The organism is Streptomyces sp. NPDC107538 (genome assembly GCF_055657445.1).
The window spans coordinates 178177-196486 of record NZ_JBVKAY010000013.1; the positions used below are offsets into that span (position 1 = coordinate 178177).

Sequence of the window (18310 nt, forward strand, 5' to 3'; positions counted from 1 at the left end):
CGCCAGAGGCTACGCCCCCACCCGAACTACTGACCGAACGAAGCCGCCTTCGTCACCGACCCCGCCCGGCCCCTCGCCCCTTCTCCCCGTCCTCACCGAACACGGTCTCCCGTCTCAGGAACGCCAACCGGGCCCGCTTCTCGGGCAGATACACCTCCGGCAGGTCGACTTCCGGGAGCACGACGACCGGCCCGCTCTCGAACCCCTGCCGCGCGAACCGCGCGATCGCCCGCTCGTTCCGCTCGTCCGGATCGACGACGACCCGCGGCCGGTCCAGCCCGACCAGCACGTACGCCGTGAAGGCCGCCAGCACCGAGGACGACCACCCCGGCCGTCCTCCGCCGTCCCCGGCGGGCGCCAGCAGCACATGGACGCCGATGTCACCGGGCTGGACCTCGTAGCACTCGCCGACCCGGTCGGCCTCCGGCTCGTACGTCTGCAGCAGCCCGACGGGCACCCCGTCGTGCACCGCGAGATAGGCGTGGTGCGTGTCGAAGGCCTCCAGCCCCTCGTACACCTCCCGCACCTGCTCCTCCGTGAGCCCGTTCATGCCCCAGAACCCGGCCCTCGGCTCACTCACCCAGCCATGGACCACCCGGGCGTCGGCCTTCGCGTCCAACGGCAGGATCCGCACGGTCCCGAACCCGTCGACCACCTGCTCATGCACGGCCACGCGATCGCCGTACGGCTCCCGCGGCGCGGTGGGCTCAACGGTCATGGCGCTTCTCCTCGTTACCGGAACGGATGCTGCTGCGACGGGGGCGTCGTCCTTGGTGAGCCGGTCCCAGTCGGTGACGACCGGCACCAGGTCTCCCCTGAGCCACAGGGGGAGCTGGTCGCGGTGGTGGGCCGAGCCGCCGACGCCGGACGCCCCGAACGGCACCACCCAGAGGCTGTCCTCGCGCCGGGCCAGGTCCCAGACGTAGCGGGCGGCGGGCCCGCGCGCGCTGAGGTCGGTGACACCGGGGACGGCGGAGGTGCAGAGCACACAGTCGTGGTCACCGGCGAGCCCCGGCTCGCGCGGGGCGCTCGCGTCGTCCGCCTCGTCCGCCTCGTCCGCGTCGTCCGCCGGGAGCGCACGCCACGGCACGAGCCGGTGGCTGTCGTCCCAGCGCCGCCCCGACTCCGCGCCGGCGACCTCCTCCAGCGCCTCCCGTACGAGCGCCGCCCGGTCGATGCCGTACAACTCCTCGGCCCTGAGCAGGTGTTCCAGCGCGAACCCGATCCGCACGGTGAGCGAGAGCCACGGCCGGAAGACCTCGGGGTACGCCGGCGGCACGGCCAGCCCCGCGAAGGCCGGATCCGCCGCGAGCCGCCGTACGACCGCCCCACGCAACGCCGCGTACGCCGCCGCCTCCACGCTGTCGGCCTCCATCCGCCGGTCCCAGCGCAGCAGCCGGTCCCGCAGCGCGACGGCGGCCGGGGTGAGCGGCACGGGCACCTCGGCGAAGGCGGTCAACTGGTCCAACAGGGGCCCGGCGGAGGACAGATGGGTGTCCATGTGGAGGGCGGGCATGTCCGGGGCGGACCACACCTCCTTCTCGTCCAGCAGCGCGCGAATGCGCTCGGCGCGATGCGGTGGGGCGAACTCCACCCCCAACGGGGTCGCCGGACCACGCTGGTTGGCCATCACCGCGACACCGTCCTCGACCGTGCCGTACGGCGTCTCGTGCCACCCCTCCCACGCGTGCCCCGGCTCCCAGGCCGCGGCCACCCGCGTCCGGTTGTCCCGGCTCCGCACCGGCACCCGCCCGGCCACCCGGTGCAGCAGCCCACCCCGCGTGTCCGCCGCCTGCACGACGTTCACCGGCTCGGCCCACCGGTCGAACGCCCGGTCCACATCGGCGACTTCCCGCGCCCGGAGCAGGGGCAGCAGCGCACCGAACCCGAGGTCCTCGGTGACACGCGGCGGATAGCGCAGGCTGAGAGGACCTACGGGCTCAGCGCCCGAGCCCGAGCCGGTGCCGGAGGGCGAGGGCGAACCGGGGCCGGAGTGGGGGTGTGAGCCCGTGCCGGAGTGGGAGTGCGCGTGCGAGTCGGGATCCAGGCCGCCGATGACGACCGGCCCCCGCGCGGTCTCGATCACCTCCACCTCCACCGGCTCCCCTCCAGCGACCTCGACGACCTCCACATGCCGGTGCACGGCCCGCCACACACCGTCCGGATCGAGCGCCTCGACACCGCCCCCGCCGTGATCACCGTCCCCGTCCCCCTGCCCCTTGTCCCCGTGGCGCAGCCGCTCCCGGTACAGGTCCTGGTAGTCGGCCATGGCGTTGGTGATGGCCCAGGCCACGTCCCCGGTGTGGCCGAAGTGGGCGATGCCGGGCACGCCCGGGACGGCGAGGCCGACGACGTCGAACTCGGGGCAGGAGAGGTGGATCTGCTGGTAGACGCCGGGTTCCTCGATGAACCGGTGCGGATCACCGGCGATGACGGCCCGCCCGGTGGTCGTCCGGGACCCGTCGACGAGCCACCCGTTGCTGCCGGAGGTGGCGGGCCCGTCGGTGGCGAACAGCCCGACCGCGGCGGCGCCGAGATGCCGTACCGCCTCCTCCCGCCAGAGCTTGGCGGGGAACCCGGCGAACAGGATGTGCGTGGCGAGCCAGACGCCGAGCGGATGCCAGGGCTCCCAGCGCCCGCGCGCGAGCCCGGCGCGCTCGAACTCGGGCGCGCGCCCGCTCCCTTCACCCAGCCCGTCGTTCACGCCCTCGACGTACGCCCGGACCCAGTCGGCGGTCTCCGGGTCCGTTCTCTCCAGCCGGGCGAAGCATCTTCGGGCCGTGTCGGCGAGCCGGGCCTGTCTCGCGAACCGGTCCCAGCCGAGGGAGTCGGCACCGAGGAAGGCGGCCGAGGTGCCCTGGACGCGGTGCCGTTCGACCTCCAGCTGCCAGGCACGGTCGAGGGCGGTGACCCGGCCCTGGGCGTGGGCGAGCGCACGGGCGTCGGCGGCACGGAGGTGCGGGATGCCCCAGGCGTCGCGATACGTCCCGTATCCCTCCTGTGCCTCACGGCTCGAACCGCCGCCCTGAGCACGCTCCCGCTCCCGCCCCCGCTTCTGCCCCCGCACGCCGCTGTCCCGCATCCCTGTTCCCTGTATCCCATCCGTGAATTAGGTTAGCCTCACCTAAGCAAGGTGTGATCAAAGCGTACGTGAAGGGTGCAGAAGCCATGGGGCAGGGGCACGGTTGGGAGGGAGCGGTCCTCAAACTGCTCCGCGGGAAGGACTTCGTCCTCACGGTGACCGGGGCGGAACAGGTCACCGAGCACTACCGCCGGGTCCACCTCACCGACGGCGGCATGCTCGGCGTGACCGGCGTCCACCCGACCATGTGGGTACGCCTCTGGTTCGACGCCGCCGGCAAACCGCACCAGCGGGCGTACACCCTCGTCGACCCCGACCCGGCCGCCGGCACGTTCAGCCTGGAGTTCGCCCTCCACGACGGCCACGCCAGCGACTGGGCCCGCGCCGCGCGCCCCGGCGACACCATCGAGGCCACGGTCCACGGCACCGCCTTCACCGACCCGGACCCGGCCCCCTCCCACATCCTCGCCATCGGCGACCCGGCCTCCCTCCCCGCCATCAACTCCCTCCTCACCGCCCTCCCCTCGTCCCCGGCGACGATCTGGTTCGAGACGTCGACGGACGTAGGCACGGGCACCGGTACGGACGCTGTCACGGCTGCGGCTGCGCCTTCGGAGACCGAACCGGCGGCTGCGGAGGCGCCCTCGGAGACCGAACCGGCGGCTGCGACGACGGCGGCAACGAGCACCCCGACCTCGGCCGCTGGAGCGGCGGCGGAAGCCGAGACCGACGCCCCAGCCTCATCGCCGACCTCATCGTCAGCCTCATCGTCAGCCTCAGCTCCGACCTCAGCGCAGGCCTCTTCACCGGCCCCACCCCCGAGCGCACCCCCCGGAACAGGCGGGCTCCCCCTCCGTCTCGACCCCGCCCGTCACGACTTCCGCCCGGTGCCCCGTGAGGACGCCGGCGCCCGTCTCCTCGCCCAGGTGAAGGCCGACGCCCCCGCCCTCCTCGCACAGACGCCCGCCCCATACGTCTGGATCGCCTGCGACACCGCGACGACCCGCTCCCTGACGGCGTACTTCCGCAAGGAACTGGGCCTGCCGAAGCAGCGCCTGCACGCCCTCGGCTACTGGCGCCCGTGACCACGCACGCGGCCCGCCCCCGTCGCACCGGCCGGGGCCGGGCTGCGGCGGGCCGCCCGGCGCGCGATCATCGGGGCATGAACGTCACCCTGCACCTCGCCCAGGACCCCGAGGCGGACGAGCTTCTCGGGCGCAGTCCGCTCGCCGCGCTGGTCGGCATGCTGCTGGACCAGCAAGTGCCGATGGAGTGGGCGTTCAAGGGCCCGTGGACCATCGCCCGACGGCTCGACGCGGACGATCTGGACGCCCACGAGATCGCGGCGGCGGACCCGGAGTCCTTCGCCGCGCTGCTCTCCGACAAACCGGCGGTCCACCGCTACCCGGGCTCCATGGCGAAGCGGATCCAGCAGCTGTGCCAGTACCTCGTCGACCACTACGACGGTGACGCGAGCGCGGTCTGGCAGGACGCGACGACCGGCGCGGAACTCCTCTCCCGCCTCGAATCCCTCCCCGGCTTCGGCCACCAGAAGGCCCAGATCTTCCTGGCCCTCCTCGGCAAACAACTCGGCGTCCACCCCACCGGCTGGCGCGAAGCCGCCGGCTCCTACGGCGACCCCGACGCCTTCCGCTCCGTCGCCGACATCAAGGGCCCCGACTCCCTGGCCAAGGTCCGCGCCCACAAACAAGAGATGAAGGCAGCGGCGAAGGCAGCAAAAGCCGCCGCCAACAAATAACCCCCGGACACCCCACCAGCCCCCGACAGGGGCGCGGGGAACTGCGCGCCCAGCCCCCACCGACCCGCACGTACCCACCCACCCCGCGCGGAGCGCGAAAGGGGGTCAAAGGGGCGCAGCCCCTTGAGGATGGGACGGGTAGGGGCGGCGGGGGCGAAAGACCCCACAGTCACCCCCACCTACGCCGAGCGAGCGCATCCCCCACCCCACCCGGTGCACACCCCCACCCCACGGGCAACCATCCCCCGTGCACCCCACCGCCCGCCCGACCCCCGCCACGGCCTCCCCCCGCGCCCGGGCGAGGCGGACCTCCCGACGCGCCACCTGGCCGAGGGTGCTCACCCTGCTCATCGCTCTCCTCGTCCCCGTCGCCCACACCACCACCCACACCGCCCCGACCCTCCAACCCACACTCTCGAGCGAACTCCCCACCACCGAGTACGACCCGCTGGAGACGGCCCCCCGCCCGCTGGCCCGCCACACCCCACGCCCGACCGCCCCACCCCGCCCGACCGCCGCCGCGTCCCCCCACGCCCCACCCGCACCCCCGCACCCCCGCCACGCCCTCCCCACGGCACCCCGGCCGGCGCCCCCGCACACCCCGTACGCCCTGCACGCCCTGCGCTCCGTGGTCCTGCGCTGCTGAACGAGCCCCCGGCACCGCGAAACCATCCACCCCGCACAGGCAGAACAGGACGGACACCCCCATGCCCGCAGACCCCTACACAGTCCTGCGCGCACTCCTCCACGCGGAGGCCCTGCGCAGCACCCCCAAGCCCACCCCCGAAGGAACGGCCCCCGAGAACCACCGCACCCCCACCACGGACGAGCACCCCCCGAAGCACCCGCACCGCGACTGACCCCTCCCAGCCCGCCCAAGGGAACGCCCTGAAGCCCACCGGCCCCAGGGCGTTCCTGGGCGTTCCTGGGCGACCCCCTTCGAGCGAACTACCGGCGTCCCATGGAAGGACTCCGGGCGACACCCCGGCGCCCTTCCGAAGAAGTCCGCGCAACCCCCGAAAGGACCTCGCCCGGCACCCACGACCGCCCCCGGACCCTCACAGAATTCCCCCTTTGCCCCATTTGATGGCACCTTTTCCAGGGCCGCACTCCGTCGCCATGGCTGCGCCCGGAACGTCTTGACCGGTAGGCTTTCCGTGTGATCTTCAAGCGCATCGGAAACGGCCGGCCGTACCCCGACCACGGCCGGGAAAGCACCCGGCAGTGGGCGGACGTCGCGCCGCGCCCGGTCCGCCTCGATCAGCTCGTGACGACCAAGGGGCAGCTGGACCTGGAGACCCTCCTCGCCGAGGACTCCACCTTCTACGGCGACCTCTTCGCGCACGTGGTGAAGTGGCAGGGCGATCTGTACCTGGAGGACGGCCTCCACCGCGCGGTCCGCGCGGCCCTCCAGCAACGCCAGGTGCTGCACGCCCGCGTCCTCGAACTGGACTAGCCCTCCACCAAAGGCCGAACGGCCGGGAAGCCGAACGGTTCGGGAAGCCGAACAGCCGGAAGGCCGACGGACGGCGTCCGACGGGTTGGGCCAGGACAGCCGACGGTTGGCCCTTTCGGGTTGGACTGCAGCGCGGTGAATGATCATCTAGTAGGCATCGCCGCCCAACGGCACTACGCTGCGCCCATGAGCATGCTGACTCCTCCCGGCATGGGCGGCCAGTACCGGATCACGGGGGACAAGTACCCGAGGCTGCGCCGGCCCAAGAGGCGTCGCAGGCTCGTCCTCACCGTCGTCGCGTCCGTGACCGCGCTGGGCCTCGCCGGTTGGGGAACCCTGCAGCTCATCGACGTCTTCACCGGCGACGAGGACCAGGCCGCCGCCGCGGGCCCCAAGGCCGACTGCGCGACCCGGGTGAGCCCGTCCCCGAAGGCGGGCGGATCGGCCGCGAAAAACGTCCCGGCACCCGGAAAGATCACCGTCAACGTCCTCAACGCCACGCCCCGCGCGGGCCTCGCCAAGGACACCGCCGACGAGCTGAAGAAGCGCGGCTTCCGTATCGGGAACGTGGGCAACGCGACCGAGCAGTACGACAAGAAGGTCAAGGGCACCGCGATGCTGCTCGGCGCGAAGGCCGCCGAGGACACGTCCCTGGCCGTCCTCAACACCCAGCTCACCGGCGCGCAGCTGAAGACCGACAGCCGGAAGAAGGCCACCGAGGTGGACCTCGTCATCGGTACCGGCTTCAAGGCCCTCAGCACACGGAAGGACGCCGACAAGGCGCTGGCCGCCCTGACCAGCCCCGAGCCGACGCCCACCGCGTCGAAGACCTGCTGAACCGGGCCCCGCGAGGGGCCCGCCGAGCCCTCTCGAGGGCTACTCGGCGGCGCCGTACAGCCGGTCGCCCGCGTCTCCCAGGCCCGGCACGATGTAGCCGTGCTCGTTGAGGCGCTCGTCGACGGCGGCGGTCACGACCGTCACCGGTGAGCCCGCCAGCTCCCGCTCCATGACCTCGACGCCCTCGGGGGCGGCGAGGAGCACCACGGCGGTCACGTCGTCGGCGCCGCGGGCGATCAGCTCACGGATCGCGGCGACGAGGGTGCCACCGGTGGCGAGCATGGGGTCGAGGACGTACACCTGACGCCCGGAGAGGTCCTCCGGCATGCGGGTGGCGTACGTGGAGGCCTCCAGCGTCTCCTCGTTGCGGATCATGCCCAGGAAGCCCACCTCGGCGGTCGGCAGCAGCCGGACCATGCCGTCGAGCATGCCGAGGCCGGCCCGGAGGATCGGCACGACGAGGGGGCGGGGGTGGGAGAGCTTGACGCCCGTGGTCGAGGCGACCGGCGTCGTGATGTCGACCAGCTCGGTGCGCACGTCCCGCGTGGCCTCGTAGGCGAGCAGGGTGACCAGTTCGTCGGCGAGGCGACGGAAGGTCGGGGAGTCCGTGCGCTGGTCGCGCAGCGTGGTGAGCTTGTGAGCGACCAGGGGATGGTCGACGACGTGGAGACGCATGTCCACAACAGTAACCGGGGCCACGCGGGCAACAACCCCGAGTGCCCCGCCCCCTCCGGCCGCCCGCCGCACCCCCGCCCGATGGCATCAAACCCGCCGGTGGAGGGAAAGTGGGATGAACGGACCGTCGACGGAACGACCGGGCGGGACGGGGGCGGCGAGCGGGGAGCCGGCGGCGGGTCGGGGCGCGTCGGTGGTGCGGTGCGGCGGGGCAGGGAGTCGATGAGGTGATGTGGCGTGGGCGACGAGACGCGGGAGAGCGCGCGGGAGAACGAGGCCGCGCGCCGGCGGCGGCGGGCACAGTTCCTGCGGGAGCTGACGGAGGCCCGGGAACTGCGTGACCGGGTCCAGCCGCGCCGGGCCAAGGCCGCCCGCCTCCGCCACGCCATGCGCATGCGCACCTTCCGCTGGTGACCTGGCGCGGCGACCTGGGACGGTGACCTGGGACGGTGGCCTCGGGCAGTGCCCTAGGGCGAACAGGGCGAGGCCGTCGAGCCACCTCCGCACCTTCCCCGGTGTCCCTATGGGCCCCGTGTGGCGTGTTCGTGGGGTATGTGTGGGGCGTTCACGGGGTGGTCGTGCGGATGCGGCCAGGAACTCCGCGTACGATCCGCTGGTGGCGGCAACAGGTGCGCAGGTGAACAGCGGACCCACCGGCGATCAAGAGAGCCGGACACAGGGAGCCGAAGACATCCCCTGGGCGCTCTGTTTCTGCCACGATTCCGAGTGGGTGGGGCTCGGACCGCAAGCCTCCCCACCCATCAGCCTCCGCCGGGGGGACCCCCAACCGGCACACCTATGACCAGTGGGAGAGTCACGGTGTACTTCGCCGCACTGCTCGCGCGCACCGAAGACGGGTGGGAAGCGAGCGACACAGAGCTCGACGATGTGGAAACCCTGTCGGATCTGGCCGACCTGGCCCGTGAAGCCTCGCCCGGCGACGACACGGTGCTGGTGCTCATCGAGCAGGAGGACGCCTGGTTCGGCGTCGTCCGCATCGATGGCGAGGACGACCCTCGTATCTACGTGTCGGACGCCGCCGCCGCTGCCCGCAGCAGCTACGGCGAGATCCTGCTCACCGACGAACTGCTCGGAAGGGAGCCCGGCGAGGACGAAGCCGACCTGGACGCCCTCGACCTCGACGGCACCGAGGACGGTGAGTCCGACTCCGACGAGGACGACGACACGTCCGCCGAGGCCGTGCCGCACAGCCCGGTCGGCGACACCGAGATCCTCGACGACCTGGGGGTGGGTGAGAAGGAGCTGCGCGCCCTCGACGCCGACGACGCCCTCAGCTCGATCGCCGAGGCCCTCGGAGCGTCGGAGGTCCTGGAGACGGTCCGCTGAGTCCGCCGAGTACGCCCGGCCCCTCACTCGGACCGCCGAGTCCGCCGGCTCTGTGCCCCCGGTGACCGACGCGAGCGGCCCGGCCGACGCGACGGCACCGGGCGGGCCCGATGCCGTACGGGACTCCGTGGGCGACCCCGTACGCGACCCGTGGCGGGACGCGATGCGGCTCGCTCTGGCCGAGGCCGGGCGGGCCGCCGAGGGCGGGGACGTCCCGGTCGGCGCGGTCGTCCTGTCCCCGGACGGCACGACCGTCCTGGCCACCGGGCACAACGAGCGCGAGGCGACCGGCGACCCGACCGCCCACGCGGAGGTGCTCGCCGTCCGCCGCGCCGCCGCCGCACTCGGCGAATGGCGGCTGACCGGCTGCACCCTGGTCGTCACCCTCGAACCCTGCACGATGTGCGCGGGCGCACTCGTACAGTCCCGGGTCGACCGGGTCGTCTACGGCGCACGCGACGAGAAGGCCGGCGCCACCGGCTCGCTCTGGGACGTCGTACGCGACCGCCGGCTCAATCACCGCCCCGAGGTCGTCGAGGGCGTCCTCGCCGAGGAGTGCGCCCGGCTCCTCACCGAGTTCTTCCGCACCCGCTGAGACCCCTCCGGCACCGGCCCTCGGCCCCGCCCGTTACCGATTTCAAAGCACGCCCCACCTTGCTGTAAGGTCTCCCTCGGTAGCGTGTCCGAGCGGCCGAAGGAGCTCGCCTCGAAAGCGAGTGTGGCGCAAGTCACCGAGGGTTCAAATCCCTCCGCTACCGCTGAAGAAGGGCCCCGTCGTCAGACGGGGCCCTTCCTGCGTTCCCCGGCTCCGCCGCCCTCTCCTACGAACGCATGATCGGGTTACACTCGCCGCCGACAAAGAGGACCCATGGGGCCCACGGGGCACAAGAGGCGGGGGAGGCCGCGGTGGCGGTGCAGGGGAAGAAGATCGCGCTGTACTTGCTCGTGGTCTTCGTGGCCTACGTGATCATCACAGACCCGGAAAACGCCGCCGACTACGTCCAGATAGGGTTCGAGGGCATCTCCAACGCCGCCCAGGCCATCGGCGATTTCTTCACCTGGATCGCCGACGGGGCCCAGTAGCCCCCGGGCCTCACATCCAGTACCTCGTACGACCGTTCCGGAGCGCCCATGATCCGCCACCTGGTCCTCTTCAAGCTCAACGAGGGTGTCGAGCGCGACGACCCGCGGGTCGTGAAGGGCGTGGACGCCTTCCGCGCGCTCGACGGCACGATCGCCGAGATCCGCTTCTGGGAGCTGGGCTGGAACCTCAGCGACCGCCCCATCGCCTACGACTTCGCGATCAACTCCGCGTTCGACGACGCGGACGCGCTGCGTACGTACGTCGAACACCCGGACCATCAGGCGGGCGTCGCCCTGTGGCGCGAGTTCGCCACGTGGGTCATCGCCGACTACGAGTTCTGAGCCGCGGCACCACCGGGCCACGGCGCTGCTCTTTTCGCCCCGCACTCCTGGAGTGCGGGGCGTTTTTTCTCAACACGGCTATATGCGGTGCTTGATCACAGTGCACATGTCTTGTGATGCTATGACCGCTTTTGACGGTTGAGTTGATGGATGAAGAGGTGGCGTTGACCGTGTCGGCCAGTACTGCGCCTCCCCAGGAAGACGTCCCGGCTCCCGACCCCGCGTCGGCCCAGGTCACAGCCCAGGCCACCGCACCCGCCCCGGAGAAACGTCGCGGCGCCGACACCCGGGCGCTCACCCAGGTGCTGTTCGGTGAGCTGAAGCATCTCGCGCCGGGCACTCCGGAGCACAACCGCGTGCGCGGGGCGCTCATCGAGGCGAACCTCCCGCTCGTGCGCTACGCGGCCGCCCGCTTCCGCTCCCGCAACGAGCCCATGGAGGACGTGGTCCAGGTCGGGACCATCGGGCTGATCAACGCCATCGACCGGTTCGACCCGGACCGGGGTGTGCAGTTCCCGACCTTCGCGATGCCGACCGTCGTCGGCGAGATCAAGCGGTACTTCCGCGACAACGTCCGCACGGTCCACGTCCCGCGCCGGCTGCACGAGTTGTGGGTCCAGGTGAACGGCGCGACCGAGGACCTCACCACCGCCTTCGGGCGCACCCCCTCCACCGCCGAGATCGCCGAGCGGCTGCGCATCACCGAAGAAGAGGTCCTGTCCTGCATCGAGGCGGGCCGCTCGTACCACGCGACCTCCCTGGAGGCGGCCCAGGAGGGCGACGGGATGCCGGGGCTGCTCGACCGGCTCGGCTACGAGGACCCCGAACTCGACGGCGTCGAACACCGCGACCTCGTCCGGCATCTCCTCGTCCAGCTCCCCGAGCGCGAGCAGCGGATCCTGCTGCTCCGCTACTACAGCAATCTGACGCAGTCGCAGATCAGCGCGGAGCTGGGGGTCTCCCAGATGCATGTGTCGCGGCTGCTGGCGCGGAGCTTCGCGCGGCTGCGGTCGGCCAACCGGATCGAGGTGTAGCGCTCCGCTCGGGGGGCGGAGCCCCCGCCTCCGGTCAGTAACCGCCGGTAAGCGATGACCTTCGCCCCTTCCCGGATGGACCATGGGGCACGCGGGGCGCACGATGGCAGGCGGGGCGCACAGAATCGGCCAGCGGTACGCGTGCGCAGGCCATGGGCGTGACCGAATGCGCTGTCGAGGTGTCACCGGGGAGAGCGAATCGCTCGTTGACGCTCTTTCAGGCGTAACTAGACTGAAATCCCATCAGAACGCTAGTTTCCAGGGCTTATTCACCCTCTCCATGTCGACATGTCACTACATCGCGTTGCCGACGTGTGACATTCTCTCCCCAGCGCGTTTGCCGTGGCCTCGCCGCCGGTATTCAGGTGGAGGCTGCGTTCCTTACGACGGAGCGTCCGCCGCGACCGTCCGCGACCCAAAGGGGGTGGCATGTCCGCAGACCAGGGCAGCTCGAAGGTGCTCACACTCGCCAAGAGCGAGACCGCGCCCGACGCTATCCAGGCCCCTCAGGACCTTCAGGCGCTTGAGGACCTTCCCGGTCCCCAGGCTCCGCCGGCGTCTGACTTCCCGGCCTTGTCCGCCTCGGCGAACATCGACACCCGCACCCTGTCCCGCTCCCTGTTCCTGCGGCTGGCCGCACTCGACGAGAACAGCCCCGAGCGTGCCTACGTCCGGGACACCCTCATCGAGCTCAACCTCCCGCTGGTGCGTTACGCCGCCGCACGTTTCCGGTCGCGCAACGAGCCGATGGAGGACATCGTCCAGGTCGGCACGATCGGCCTGATCAAGGCGATCGACCGCTTCGACTGCGAACGGGGCGTGGAGTTCCCGACGTTCGCGATGCCGACGGTCGTGGGCGAGATCAAGCGGTTCTTCCGCGACACCTCGTGGTCGGTCCGGGTTCCGCGCCGGCTGCAGGAGCTGCGGCTGGCCCTCACCAAGGCCAGCGACGAGCTCTCCCAGAAGCTCGACCGTTCCCCGACGGTCACCGAACTCGCCGCCGTGCTGGGCGTGTCCGAGGAGGACGTCGTCGACGGCCTCGCGGTGGGCAACGCGTACACGGCGTCGTCGCTGGACTCCCCGGCCCCCGAGGACGACGGCGGCGAGGGCTCCCTCGCGGACCGGCTCGGCTACGAGGACACGGCGCTGGAGGGCGTGGAGTACCGGGAGTCCCTGAAGCCGCTGCTGGCCAAGCTGCCGCCCCGGGAGCGCCGGATCATCATGCTGCGGTTCTTCGCGAACATGACGCAGTCCCAGATCGGCGAAGAGGTCGGCATCTCCCAGATGCACGTCTCCCGCCTGCTCACCCGGACCCTGGCCCAGCTTCGCGAGGGCCTCATCTCCGACTGAGTCCGCGGGTCCGACTGCGTCGGGCCATGCGGTGACACGTGACCGCCGGGGCGTCCAATTCACTCAGGGACGCTTCGGCGGTTGTCGTGCGTGTAGGGGGCCGGGCGTGTAGGGGTGCGTTGTCGGGTGCGGGTGAGTGGGGGCTGGTCGCGCAGTTCCCCGCGCCCCTGAAAAGCGAAGCAGGGGCTGCGGCCCCGCTTCGCTTTTCGGCCCGAAAGGGCCGTAGGCCCTTAAGGGGCGCGGGGAACTGCGCGAGAAGCCCCACCGGACCCGCGCCCGCCCACTCACCGAACCCGGCAGACCAGTAGGCGCCCCCACCGGGCGATCACCTACGCCAGCGCGAGCCACACCACCGCGGCCACCACAGCCACCGCCGCGATCACACCGACGATCACACCCACCCGCGGCCCGGAGGCCCCGGCCGCGGGCCCGGCCTGGCGGCCGCCCCCCGCCGGCGTCTCGTCGACGAAGGCGCGGAACATCTGCGTGCTGCCCGCGGGGTCGTGGTTGCCCTGGGGGTTCTGGTTGTCGGCCATGGCCCGAGACCTTAGCGAATCGGGGAGGACGCGCCCAAGCGGGGTTGCCCGCCCGTGACCGCGCGAACGTTCTCTTTTGCCAAGACTTGGGCCGCTAAGACCCCCATTTCATTTGCCTGCAGCAACCATCCACTCCTATGGTTGCCCTAAGCAACAAACACCGGGAGGGGCTCCATGGCCGGGCAAGCGCACTACGAGGAGCTGGTCCGTCAGCTCAGCGCCATCGGGGCCGTGAAGCGGGAACTCGCCCGGATGCTGCCGCACGAGTGCCCCGGCGGATCGGCGGGAGTCCTCACCCTGCTCGGCCGGCACGGCGAGATGCGAATGAGCAGGCTCGCCGAACTGCTCGCGGTGGACATGTCGGTGACCAGCCGTCATGTCGCGCACGTGGCCGAGCGGGGCTGGATCGAACGCCTCCCCGACCCGGTGGACAAACGCTCCCGCATCCTGCGCCTGACCCCCGAGGGCCGGGCCGTGATCGCCGAGCTGGACCGGCGCAGCAGCCGGCTGATGGCCGACCGGCTCAGCGACTGGTCCGACGACGAGGTCGACCGGCTCGCCCGGCTCCTGGGCCGGCTGCGCGAAAGCTTCGACGCCACCGCGCCGGCCCGGACGCCCGTGGAGCCGCTCCGCATCCCCGCGGGGCCGGCCGAGACGCCCGTACAACCGACCGGAACGTCCGCCTAGCGGTCGCCACCACAACCCGTACACCCGCAAAGAGCACACAGGAGTAAGGAAGCCCCATGGCAACGACCACACCAGCCGGTGTGCGGGCTCACGCCAAGCACGGAGGAGGCACCGCCAAGGGTGCCCCCCACAGCGGTGGCGACCACGCCCCGATGACGCACCGGCAGATCATGGAAGCGCTGACCGGGCTGCTGCTCGGCATGTTCGTGGCGATCCTGTCGTCCACGATCGTGTCGAACGCGCTGCCGGACATCATCAAGGACCTGGGCGGCGGGCAGAGCGCGTACACCTGGGTGGTGACCGCGTCGCTGCTCGCGATGACCGCGTCCACCCCGCTGTGGGGCAAGCTCGCCGACCTGTTCTCCAAGAAGCTGCTGATCCAGCTGGCGCTCGTCGTCTTCGTGCTCGGCTCGGCCGCCGCCGGACTCTCCCAGAACGCCGGGATGCTCATCGGGTTCCGCGCGGTCCAGGGCATCGGCATGGGCGGGCTCTCCGCGCTGGCCCAGATCATCCTCGCGGCGATGATCTCCCCGCGTGAGCGCGGCCGGTACAACGGCTACCTCGGCGCGACCTTCGCGACCGCCATGGTCGGCGGCCCGCTGGTCGGCGGTGTCATCACCGACACCAGCTGGCTGGGCTGGCGCTGGTGCTTCTACGTCGGCGTGCCCTTCGCGGTCATCGCCCTGATCGTGCTCCAGCGGACCCTGCACCTGCCGGTCGTCAAGCGCAAGGTCAAGGTCGACTGGGCGGGCGCCTTCCTCATCACCGCGGCCGTCTGCCTGCTGCTCGTGTGGGTGACCTTCGCCGGTGACAAGTACGACTGGGTGTCGTGGCAGACGTACGCGATGGTCGGTGGCACGGTCGCGCTGCTCGCGCTGTTCCTGCTGGTCGAGTCGAAGGCGAGCGAGCCGATCATCCCGCTGCGGCTGTTCCGCAACCGGACGATCGCGCTGGCGTCGCTGGCCTCGCTCTTCGTCGGTGTCGCGATGTTCGCGGGCACCATCTTCTTCAGCCAGTACTTCCAGCTGGCCCGTGACAAGTCGCCGACCATGTCCGGTGTACTGACCATCCCGATGATCGCCGGTCTGTTCGTCTCGTCGACCGTCTCCGGACAGGTCATCACCCGCACCGGCCGCTGGAAGGCCTGGCTGCTGGCCGGCGGTGTGCTGGTGACCTCGGGTCTCGGCCTGCTGGGCACGCTCCGGTACGACACCCCGTACTGGCACGTGGCGATCTTCATGGCGCTGCTCGGGCTCGGCGTCGGCATGATGATGCAGAACCTGGTGCTGTGCACCCAGAACCAGGTCGCCCCGGGCGACCTCGGCGCCGCCAGCTCCACCGTCACCTTCTTCCGCTCCCTCGGCGGCGCGATCGGCGTCTCGGCGCTGGGCGCGATCCTGAGCCACCGGATCACGCACTACGCCGAGGAGGGCCTCGCCAAGCTCGGTGTCTCCGGCTCCTCCACCGGCCACGGTGAGATCCCCGACCTGGACGCGCTGCCCACGCCGATCCGCACGGTCATCGAGAGCGCCTACGGGCACGGCATCGGAGACGTCTTCCTCTACGCCGCCCCCTTCGCCGTCCTCGCGCTCGTCTTCTCCTTCTTCATCAAGGAGGTCCCGCTGCGGACCACCGGGGCGCTCGCCCAGGCGGCGGACGCGCCGGAGGCGCCGGAGACGGCGACCGTGCCCGCGAGCGCCGTGGCTTCGCCGGTGTCGGCCTCCGGTTCGGCCTCCGCGGAGGCCCAGGCTCCGGTCGCCGCCGCCGAGGCCACCGCCCCGGCCCCGGCCGGCGGAGGCGGGATCTCCGTACGGGGTCATGTCCGCGGGGTCGAGAACGCGCCCGTGCCGCGGGCCGCCGTCACCCTGATCTCGCTCGGCGGGCGGCAGCTCGGCCGTTCCGTCGCGGGGGCCGACGGGGCCTACGCCGTGGACGCGCCCGCCGCCGGGTCGTACGTCCTGATCGCGGCCGCCGACGGGTTCCAGCCGCAGGCGTCCACCGTGGTCGTGAACGGTGAGCCGGTCGCGTACGACATCCTGCTGAGCGGAACGAGTGGGCTGAGCGGTGTGGTGCGGGCCGCCGGGGACGGGCAGGCCGTGAAGGACGCCATGGTCGTGGTGACCGATGTGCGCGGCGATGTGCTGGCCAGCGGGGTCACCGGTGAGCAGGGCGAGTTCGGCTTCGGTGAGCTGGTGCCGGGCGGGGTGACCGTCGCGGTGAACGCCGCCGGGTTCCGCCCGCGCGCGCTGCCCGTCGAGGTCGGCGGCACCGGGGTCACCCGGATCGAGATCGACCTCGCGGCCGGGGCCCGGCTCCAGGGAGTCGTACGGGCGCCGGGCGGGGCACTGGCCGACGCCCGCGTGACCCTCGTCGACGCGGCGGGCAACGTGGTCGCCACGGCCACCACCGGTGCGGACGGGGCGTACGCCTTCACCGATCTGGACGGCGGCGAGTACACGGTCATCGCGACCGGCTACCCGCCCGTGGCCACGGCCCTGACGGTCGCCGGACCCGGCGTCGACGGCCATGACATCGAACTCGCGCACCCCGGCGAGTAGTTCGGGCAGCCCACGGGTGAACCACAGTTGAACCACCGGCCGGTGGAGCCACCCCCGCTCCACCGGCCGGTCGCACGTTGAGGAGTTGGACGGACATGGGACTGACCGCGAGGGTTCGCACCCGGGACGGATGGGCCGTGTCGCACGCGGTCGTCACGGTGACCGACATGACCGGTACGCAGGTGCTGCGGGCCGAGGCGGACGCCGAAGGGGGCGTGCACGACCCCGCGCCGCTCGCGCCCGGCGCGTACACGGTGATCGTCACGGCGGTCGGCTACGCGCCGTACGCCGCGGGCGCCTTGGTCACGGCGAGCGGGCGGGCGGAGGTCGGCACGGTCACGCTGGCGCGGCTCGGCGGTGCGGAACTGCCGCCGCCCGGGCCCTGGACCGTCGACCCGGCCCACTCGACCGTCGCCGCCCTGGCCCAGCATCTCGGGATCTCCAGCGTCCACGGCCGGTTCACCGACTTCTCGGCCTCGATCGAGATCGCCCCGGCCCCGGACGAGGGGACCAAGTCCCGGGTGGAGGCGGTGATCCGGGCCGCGTCGATCGACACCGGGAACGCCACGCGCGACCAGCATCTGCGCTCCCCGGACTTCCTGGACGCCGAACGGCACCCCGAAATCACCTACGTCTCCACCGGCCTCACCCCCGCGGGCCCCGACCGCTGGACCGTCCACGGCGAGCTGACCATGCGCGGGGTCGTACGCCCCGTCGACCTGGACCTCGCCTACCTGGGCACCGGCGCGGACCCCTGGGGCGGCACCCGCGCGGCCTTCCGGGCCACCACCGAACTCCGCCGCGATGACTTCGCCATGAAGTACAACCAGGTGGTACAGGCGGGCATCGCGGCGATCGGTACGACACTGAAGGTGGAGCTGGACGTACAGGCGGTGCAGGGGCGGGGCGCGTAGCGCTCCCGCAAGGGGCGCGGGGAACTGCGCGACAAGCCACGACGCGCCGCGCACCCGCCCAACCACAGAGCCCCCCGAGCTATTGGGCGCCCCCGCCCCTACGCTGGGCGCCATGGCACCGAACATCGCAACCAACACCTCGGTCTCCCTCGAAGACCTGCTCGACTTCGTACGCCCCCGGCACCGCGCCCTGCTGCTCACCCGGCGGGCCGACGGCAGCCCCCAGGCCTCCCCGCTGACCTGCGGCGTCGACGACGCGGGCCGGATCGTGGTCTCCACCTACCCCGAGCGCGCCAAGACCCGCAACGCCAAGCGGGACGAGCGCGTCAGCGTCGTCGTGCTGAGCGACGACTGGAACGGCCCCTGGGTCCAGGTCGACGGCACGGCGGAGGTCATCGACTCGCCGGACTCGGTCGAGCCCCTGGTGGAGTACTTCCGGAACATCTCCGGTGAGCACCCGGACTGGGACGAGTACCGGGAGGCCATGGTCAAGCAGGGCAAGTCGATCATTCGGGTCACGCCGGTGAAGTGGGGGCCGGTGGCCACAGGTGGGTTCCCGGCGCGGCTGGTGGACGGGGAGTAGTCGGCGGGGAGCGGGCGCCGGGAGCGTACGCCGGGAGCGGGCGCCGGGAGCGGGCGCCGGGAGCGGG

At 71.9% G+C, this 18310-nt stretch carries 20 protein-coding genes and 1 tRNA gene; 18 read left to right on the plus strand and 3 right to left on the minus strand.

The genetic code is table 11. The features are described 5' to 3' along the window. Nucleotides 1-52: 52 nt before the first annotated feature. A complete protein-coding gene (locus ACZ7MG_RS34420) occupies nt 53-3082 on the minus strand; it encodes a GNAT family N-acetyltransferase (RefSeq protein ID WP_471382707.1) in 3030 nt (1009 codons plus the stop codon). Between the two features lie 86 nt (nt 3083-3168). On the opposite strand from ACZ7MG_RS34420, the gene ACZ7MG_RS34425 reads away from it, so the two are divergent. From ACZ7MG_RS34425 to ACZ7MG_RS34450, 6 genes are all read left to right on the plus strand, one after another. After that, nucleotides 3169-4167, plus strand: a complete 999-nt coding sequence (locus tag ACZ7MG_RS34425) for a siderophore-interacting protein (protein ID WP_471382706.1) — start codon at nt 3169-3171, stop codon at nt 4165-4167. Between the two features lie 77 nt (nt 4168-4244). Then, the gene (locus ACZ7MG_RS34430) at nt 4245-4841 is read left to right on the plus strand and encodes an HhH-GPD-type base excision DNA repair protein (RefSeq protein ID WP_471382705.1); all 597 of its coding nucleotides are present in this window, start codon (nt 4245-4247) and stop codon (nt 4839-4841) included. Nucleotides 4842-5088: 247 nt separating this feature from the next. Next, a complete protein-coding gene (locus tag ACZ7MG_RS34435; protein ID WP_471382703.1) occupies nt 5089-5487 on the plus strand; it encodes a hypothetical protein in 399 nt (132 codons plus the stop codon). Between the two features lie 61 nt (nt 5488-5548). Further along, nucleotides 5549-5701 (plus strand): hypothetical protein, encoded by a 153-nt coding sequence (locus tag ACZ7MG_RS34440; protein WP_471382702.1) that lies wholly within the window; start codon nt 5549-5551, stop codon nt 5699-5701. Between the two features lie 299 nt (nt 5702-6000). Further along, complete coding sequence (locus ACZ7MG_RS34445; RefSeq protein ID WP_003999914.1) at nt 6001-6297, plus strand: type II toxin-antitoxin system VapB family antitoxin; 297 nt, start codon at nt 6001-6003, stop codon at nt 6295-6297. Between the two features lie 210 nt (nt 6298-6507). Beyond that, nucleotides 6508-7134, plus strand: coding sequence for a LytR C-terminal domain-containing protein (locus ACZ7MG_RS34450; protein ID WP_471382985.1), 627 nt, complete (start codon nt 6508-6510; stop codon nt 7132-7134). A 39-nt stretch (nt 7135-7173) separates the two neighbouring features. On the opposite strand, the gene upp is transcribed toward ACZ7MG_RS34450, so the two are convergent. Next, entirely contained in the window at nt 7174-7809 is a 636-nt protein-coding gene (gene upp / locus ACZ7MG_RS34455; RefSeq protein WP_471382700.1) for a uracil phosphoribosyltransferase, read from the minus strand. A gap of 237 nt (nt 7810-8046) precedes the next feature. Here upp and ACZ7MG_RS34460 point away from each other — a divergent pair, with 237 nt between their 5' ends. The 8 genes from ACZ7MG_RS34460 (at nt 8047) to ACZ7MG_RS34495 (ending at nt 12965) form a co-directional block, all read left to right on the plus strand. After that, a complete protein-coding gene (locus ACZ7MG_RS34460; RefSeq protein ID WP_471382699.1) occupies nt 8047-8223 on the plus strand; it encodes a hypothetical protein in 177 nt (58 codons plus the stop codon). A 405-nt stretch (nt 8224-8628) separates the two neighbouring features. After that, nucleotides 8629-9156 (plus strand): tRNA adenosine deaminase-associated protein, encoded by a 528-nt coding sequence (locus tag ACZ7MG_RS34465; protein ID WP_471382983.1) that lies wholly within the window; start codon nt 8629-8631, stop codon nt 9154-9156. A 163-nt stretch (nt 9157-9319) separates the two neighbouring features. Beyond that, nucleotides 9320-9751 carry a tRNA adenosine(34) deaminase TadA gene (tadA, locus tag ACZ7MG_RS34470; RefSeq protein WP_471382981.1) on the plus strand — a complete coding sequence of 144 codons (432 nt, stop codon included), beginning with the start codon at nt 9320-9322 and terminating at the stop codon, nt 9749-9751. Between the two features lie 78 nt (nt 9752-9829). Next, nucleotides 9830-9914 (plus strand) — tRNA-Ser (locus tag ACZ7MG_RS34475). A gap of 73 nt (nt 9915-9987) precedes the next feature. After that, nucleotides 9988-10239 carry a hypothetical protein gene (locus ACZ7MG_RS34480; RefSeq protein ID WP_471383008.1) on the plus strand — a complete coding sequence of 84 codons (252 nt, stop codon included), beginning with the start codon at nt 9988-9990 and terminating at the stop codon, nt 10237-10239. Between the two features lie 48 nt (nt 10240-10287). Next, nucleotides 10288-10581 (plus strand): Dabb family protein, encoded by a 294-nt coding sequence (locus tag ACZ7MG_RS34485; protein ID WP_471382698.1) that lies wholly within the window; start codon nt 10288-10290, stop codon nt 10579-10581. A gap of 146 nt (nt 10582-10727) precedes the next feature. Then, nucleotides 10728-11615, plus strand: coding sequence for an RNA polymerase sigma factor SigF (locus ACZ7MG_RS34490; RefSeq protein WP_471382697.1), 888 nt, complete (start codon nt 10728-10730; stop codon nt 11613-11615). Nucleotides 11616-12044: 429 nt separating this feature from the next. Further along, nucleotides 12045-12965: an RNA polymerase sigma factor SigF gene (locus ACZ7MG_RS34495; RefSeq protein WP_471382695.1), complete on the plus strand. Its 921-nt coding sequence runs from the start codon at nt 12045-12047 to the stop codon at nt 12963-12965. A gap of 329 nt (nt 12966-13294) precedes the next feature. Here ACZ7MG_RS34495 and ACZ7MG_RS34500 read toward each other — a convergent pair whose 3' ends face one another. Continuing rightward, the gene (locus ACZ7MG_RS34500) at nt 13295-13501 is read right to left on the minus strand and encodes a hypothetical protein (protein WP_471382693.1); all 207 of its coding nucleotides are present in this window, start codon (nt 13499-13501) and stop codon (nt 13295-13297) included. A gap of 174 nt (nt 13502-13675) precedes the next feature. On the opposite strand from ACZ7MG_RS34500, the gene ACZ7MG_RS34505 reads away from it, so the two are divergent. The 4 genes from ACZ7MG_RS34505 (at nt 13676) to ACZ7MG_RS34520 (ending at nt 18243) form a co-directional block, all read left to right on the plus strand. Further along, complete coding sequence (locus tag ACZ7MG_RS34505) at nt 13676-14188, plus strand: MarR family winged helix-turn-helix transcriptional regulator (protein WP_471382692.1); 513 nt, start codon at nt 13676-13678, stop codon at nt 14186-14188. A gap of 152 nt (nt 14189-14340) precedes the next feature. Then, entirely contained in the window at nt 14341-16746 is a 2406-nt protein-coding gene (locus ACZ7MG_RS34510; RefSeq protein WP_471382979.1) for an MFS transporter, read from the plus strand. A gap of 95 nt (nt 16747-16841) precedes the next feature. After that, a complete protein-coding gene (locus ACZ7MG_RS34515) occupies nt 16842-17660 on the plus strand; it encodes a YceI family protein (RefSeq protein WP_471382690.1) in 819 nt (272 codons plus the stop codon). A gap of 112 nt (nt 17661-17772) precedes the next feature. Beyond that, a complete protein-coding gene (locus ACZ7MG_RS34520) occupies nt 17773-18243 on the plus strand; it encodes a PPOX class F420-dependent oxidoreductase (protein WP_471382688.1) in 471 nt (156 codons plus the stop codon). The last annotated feature ends 67 nt before the right edge of the window (nt 18244-18310 follow it).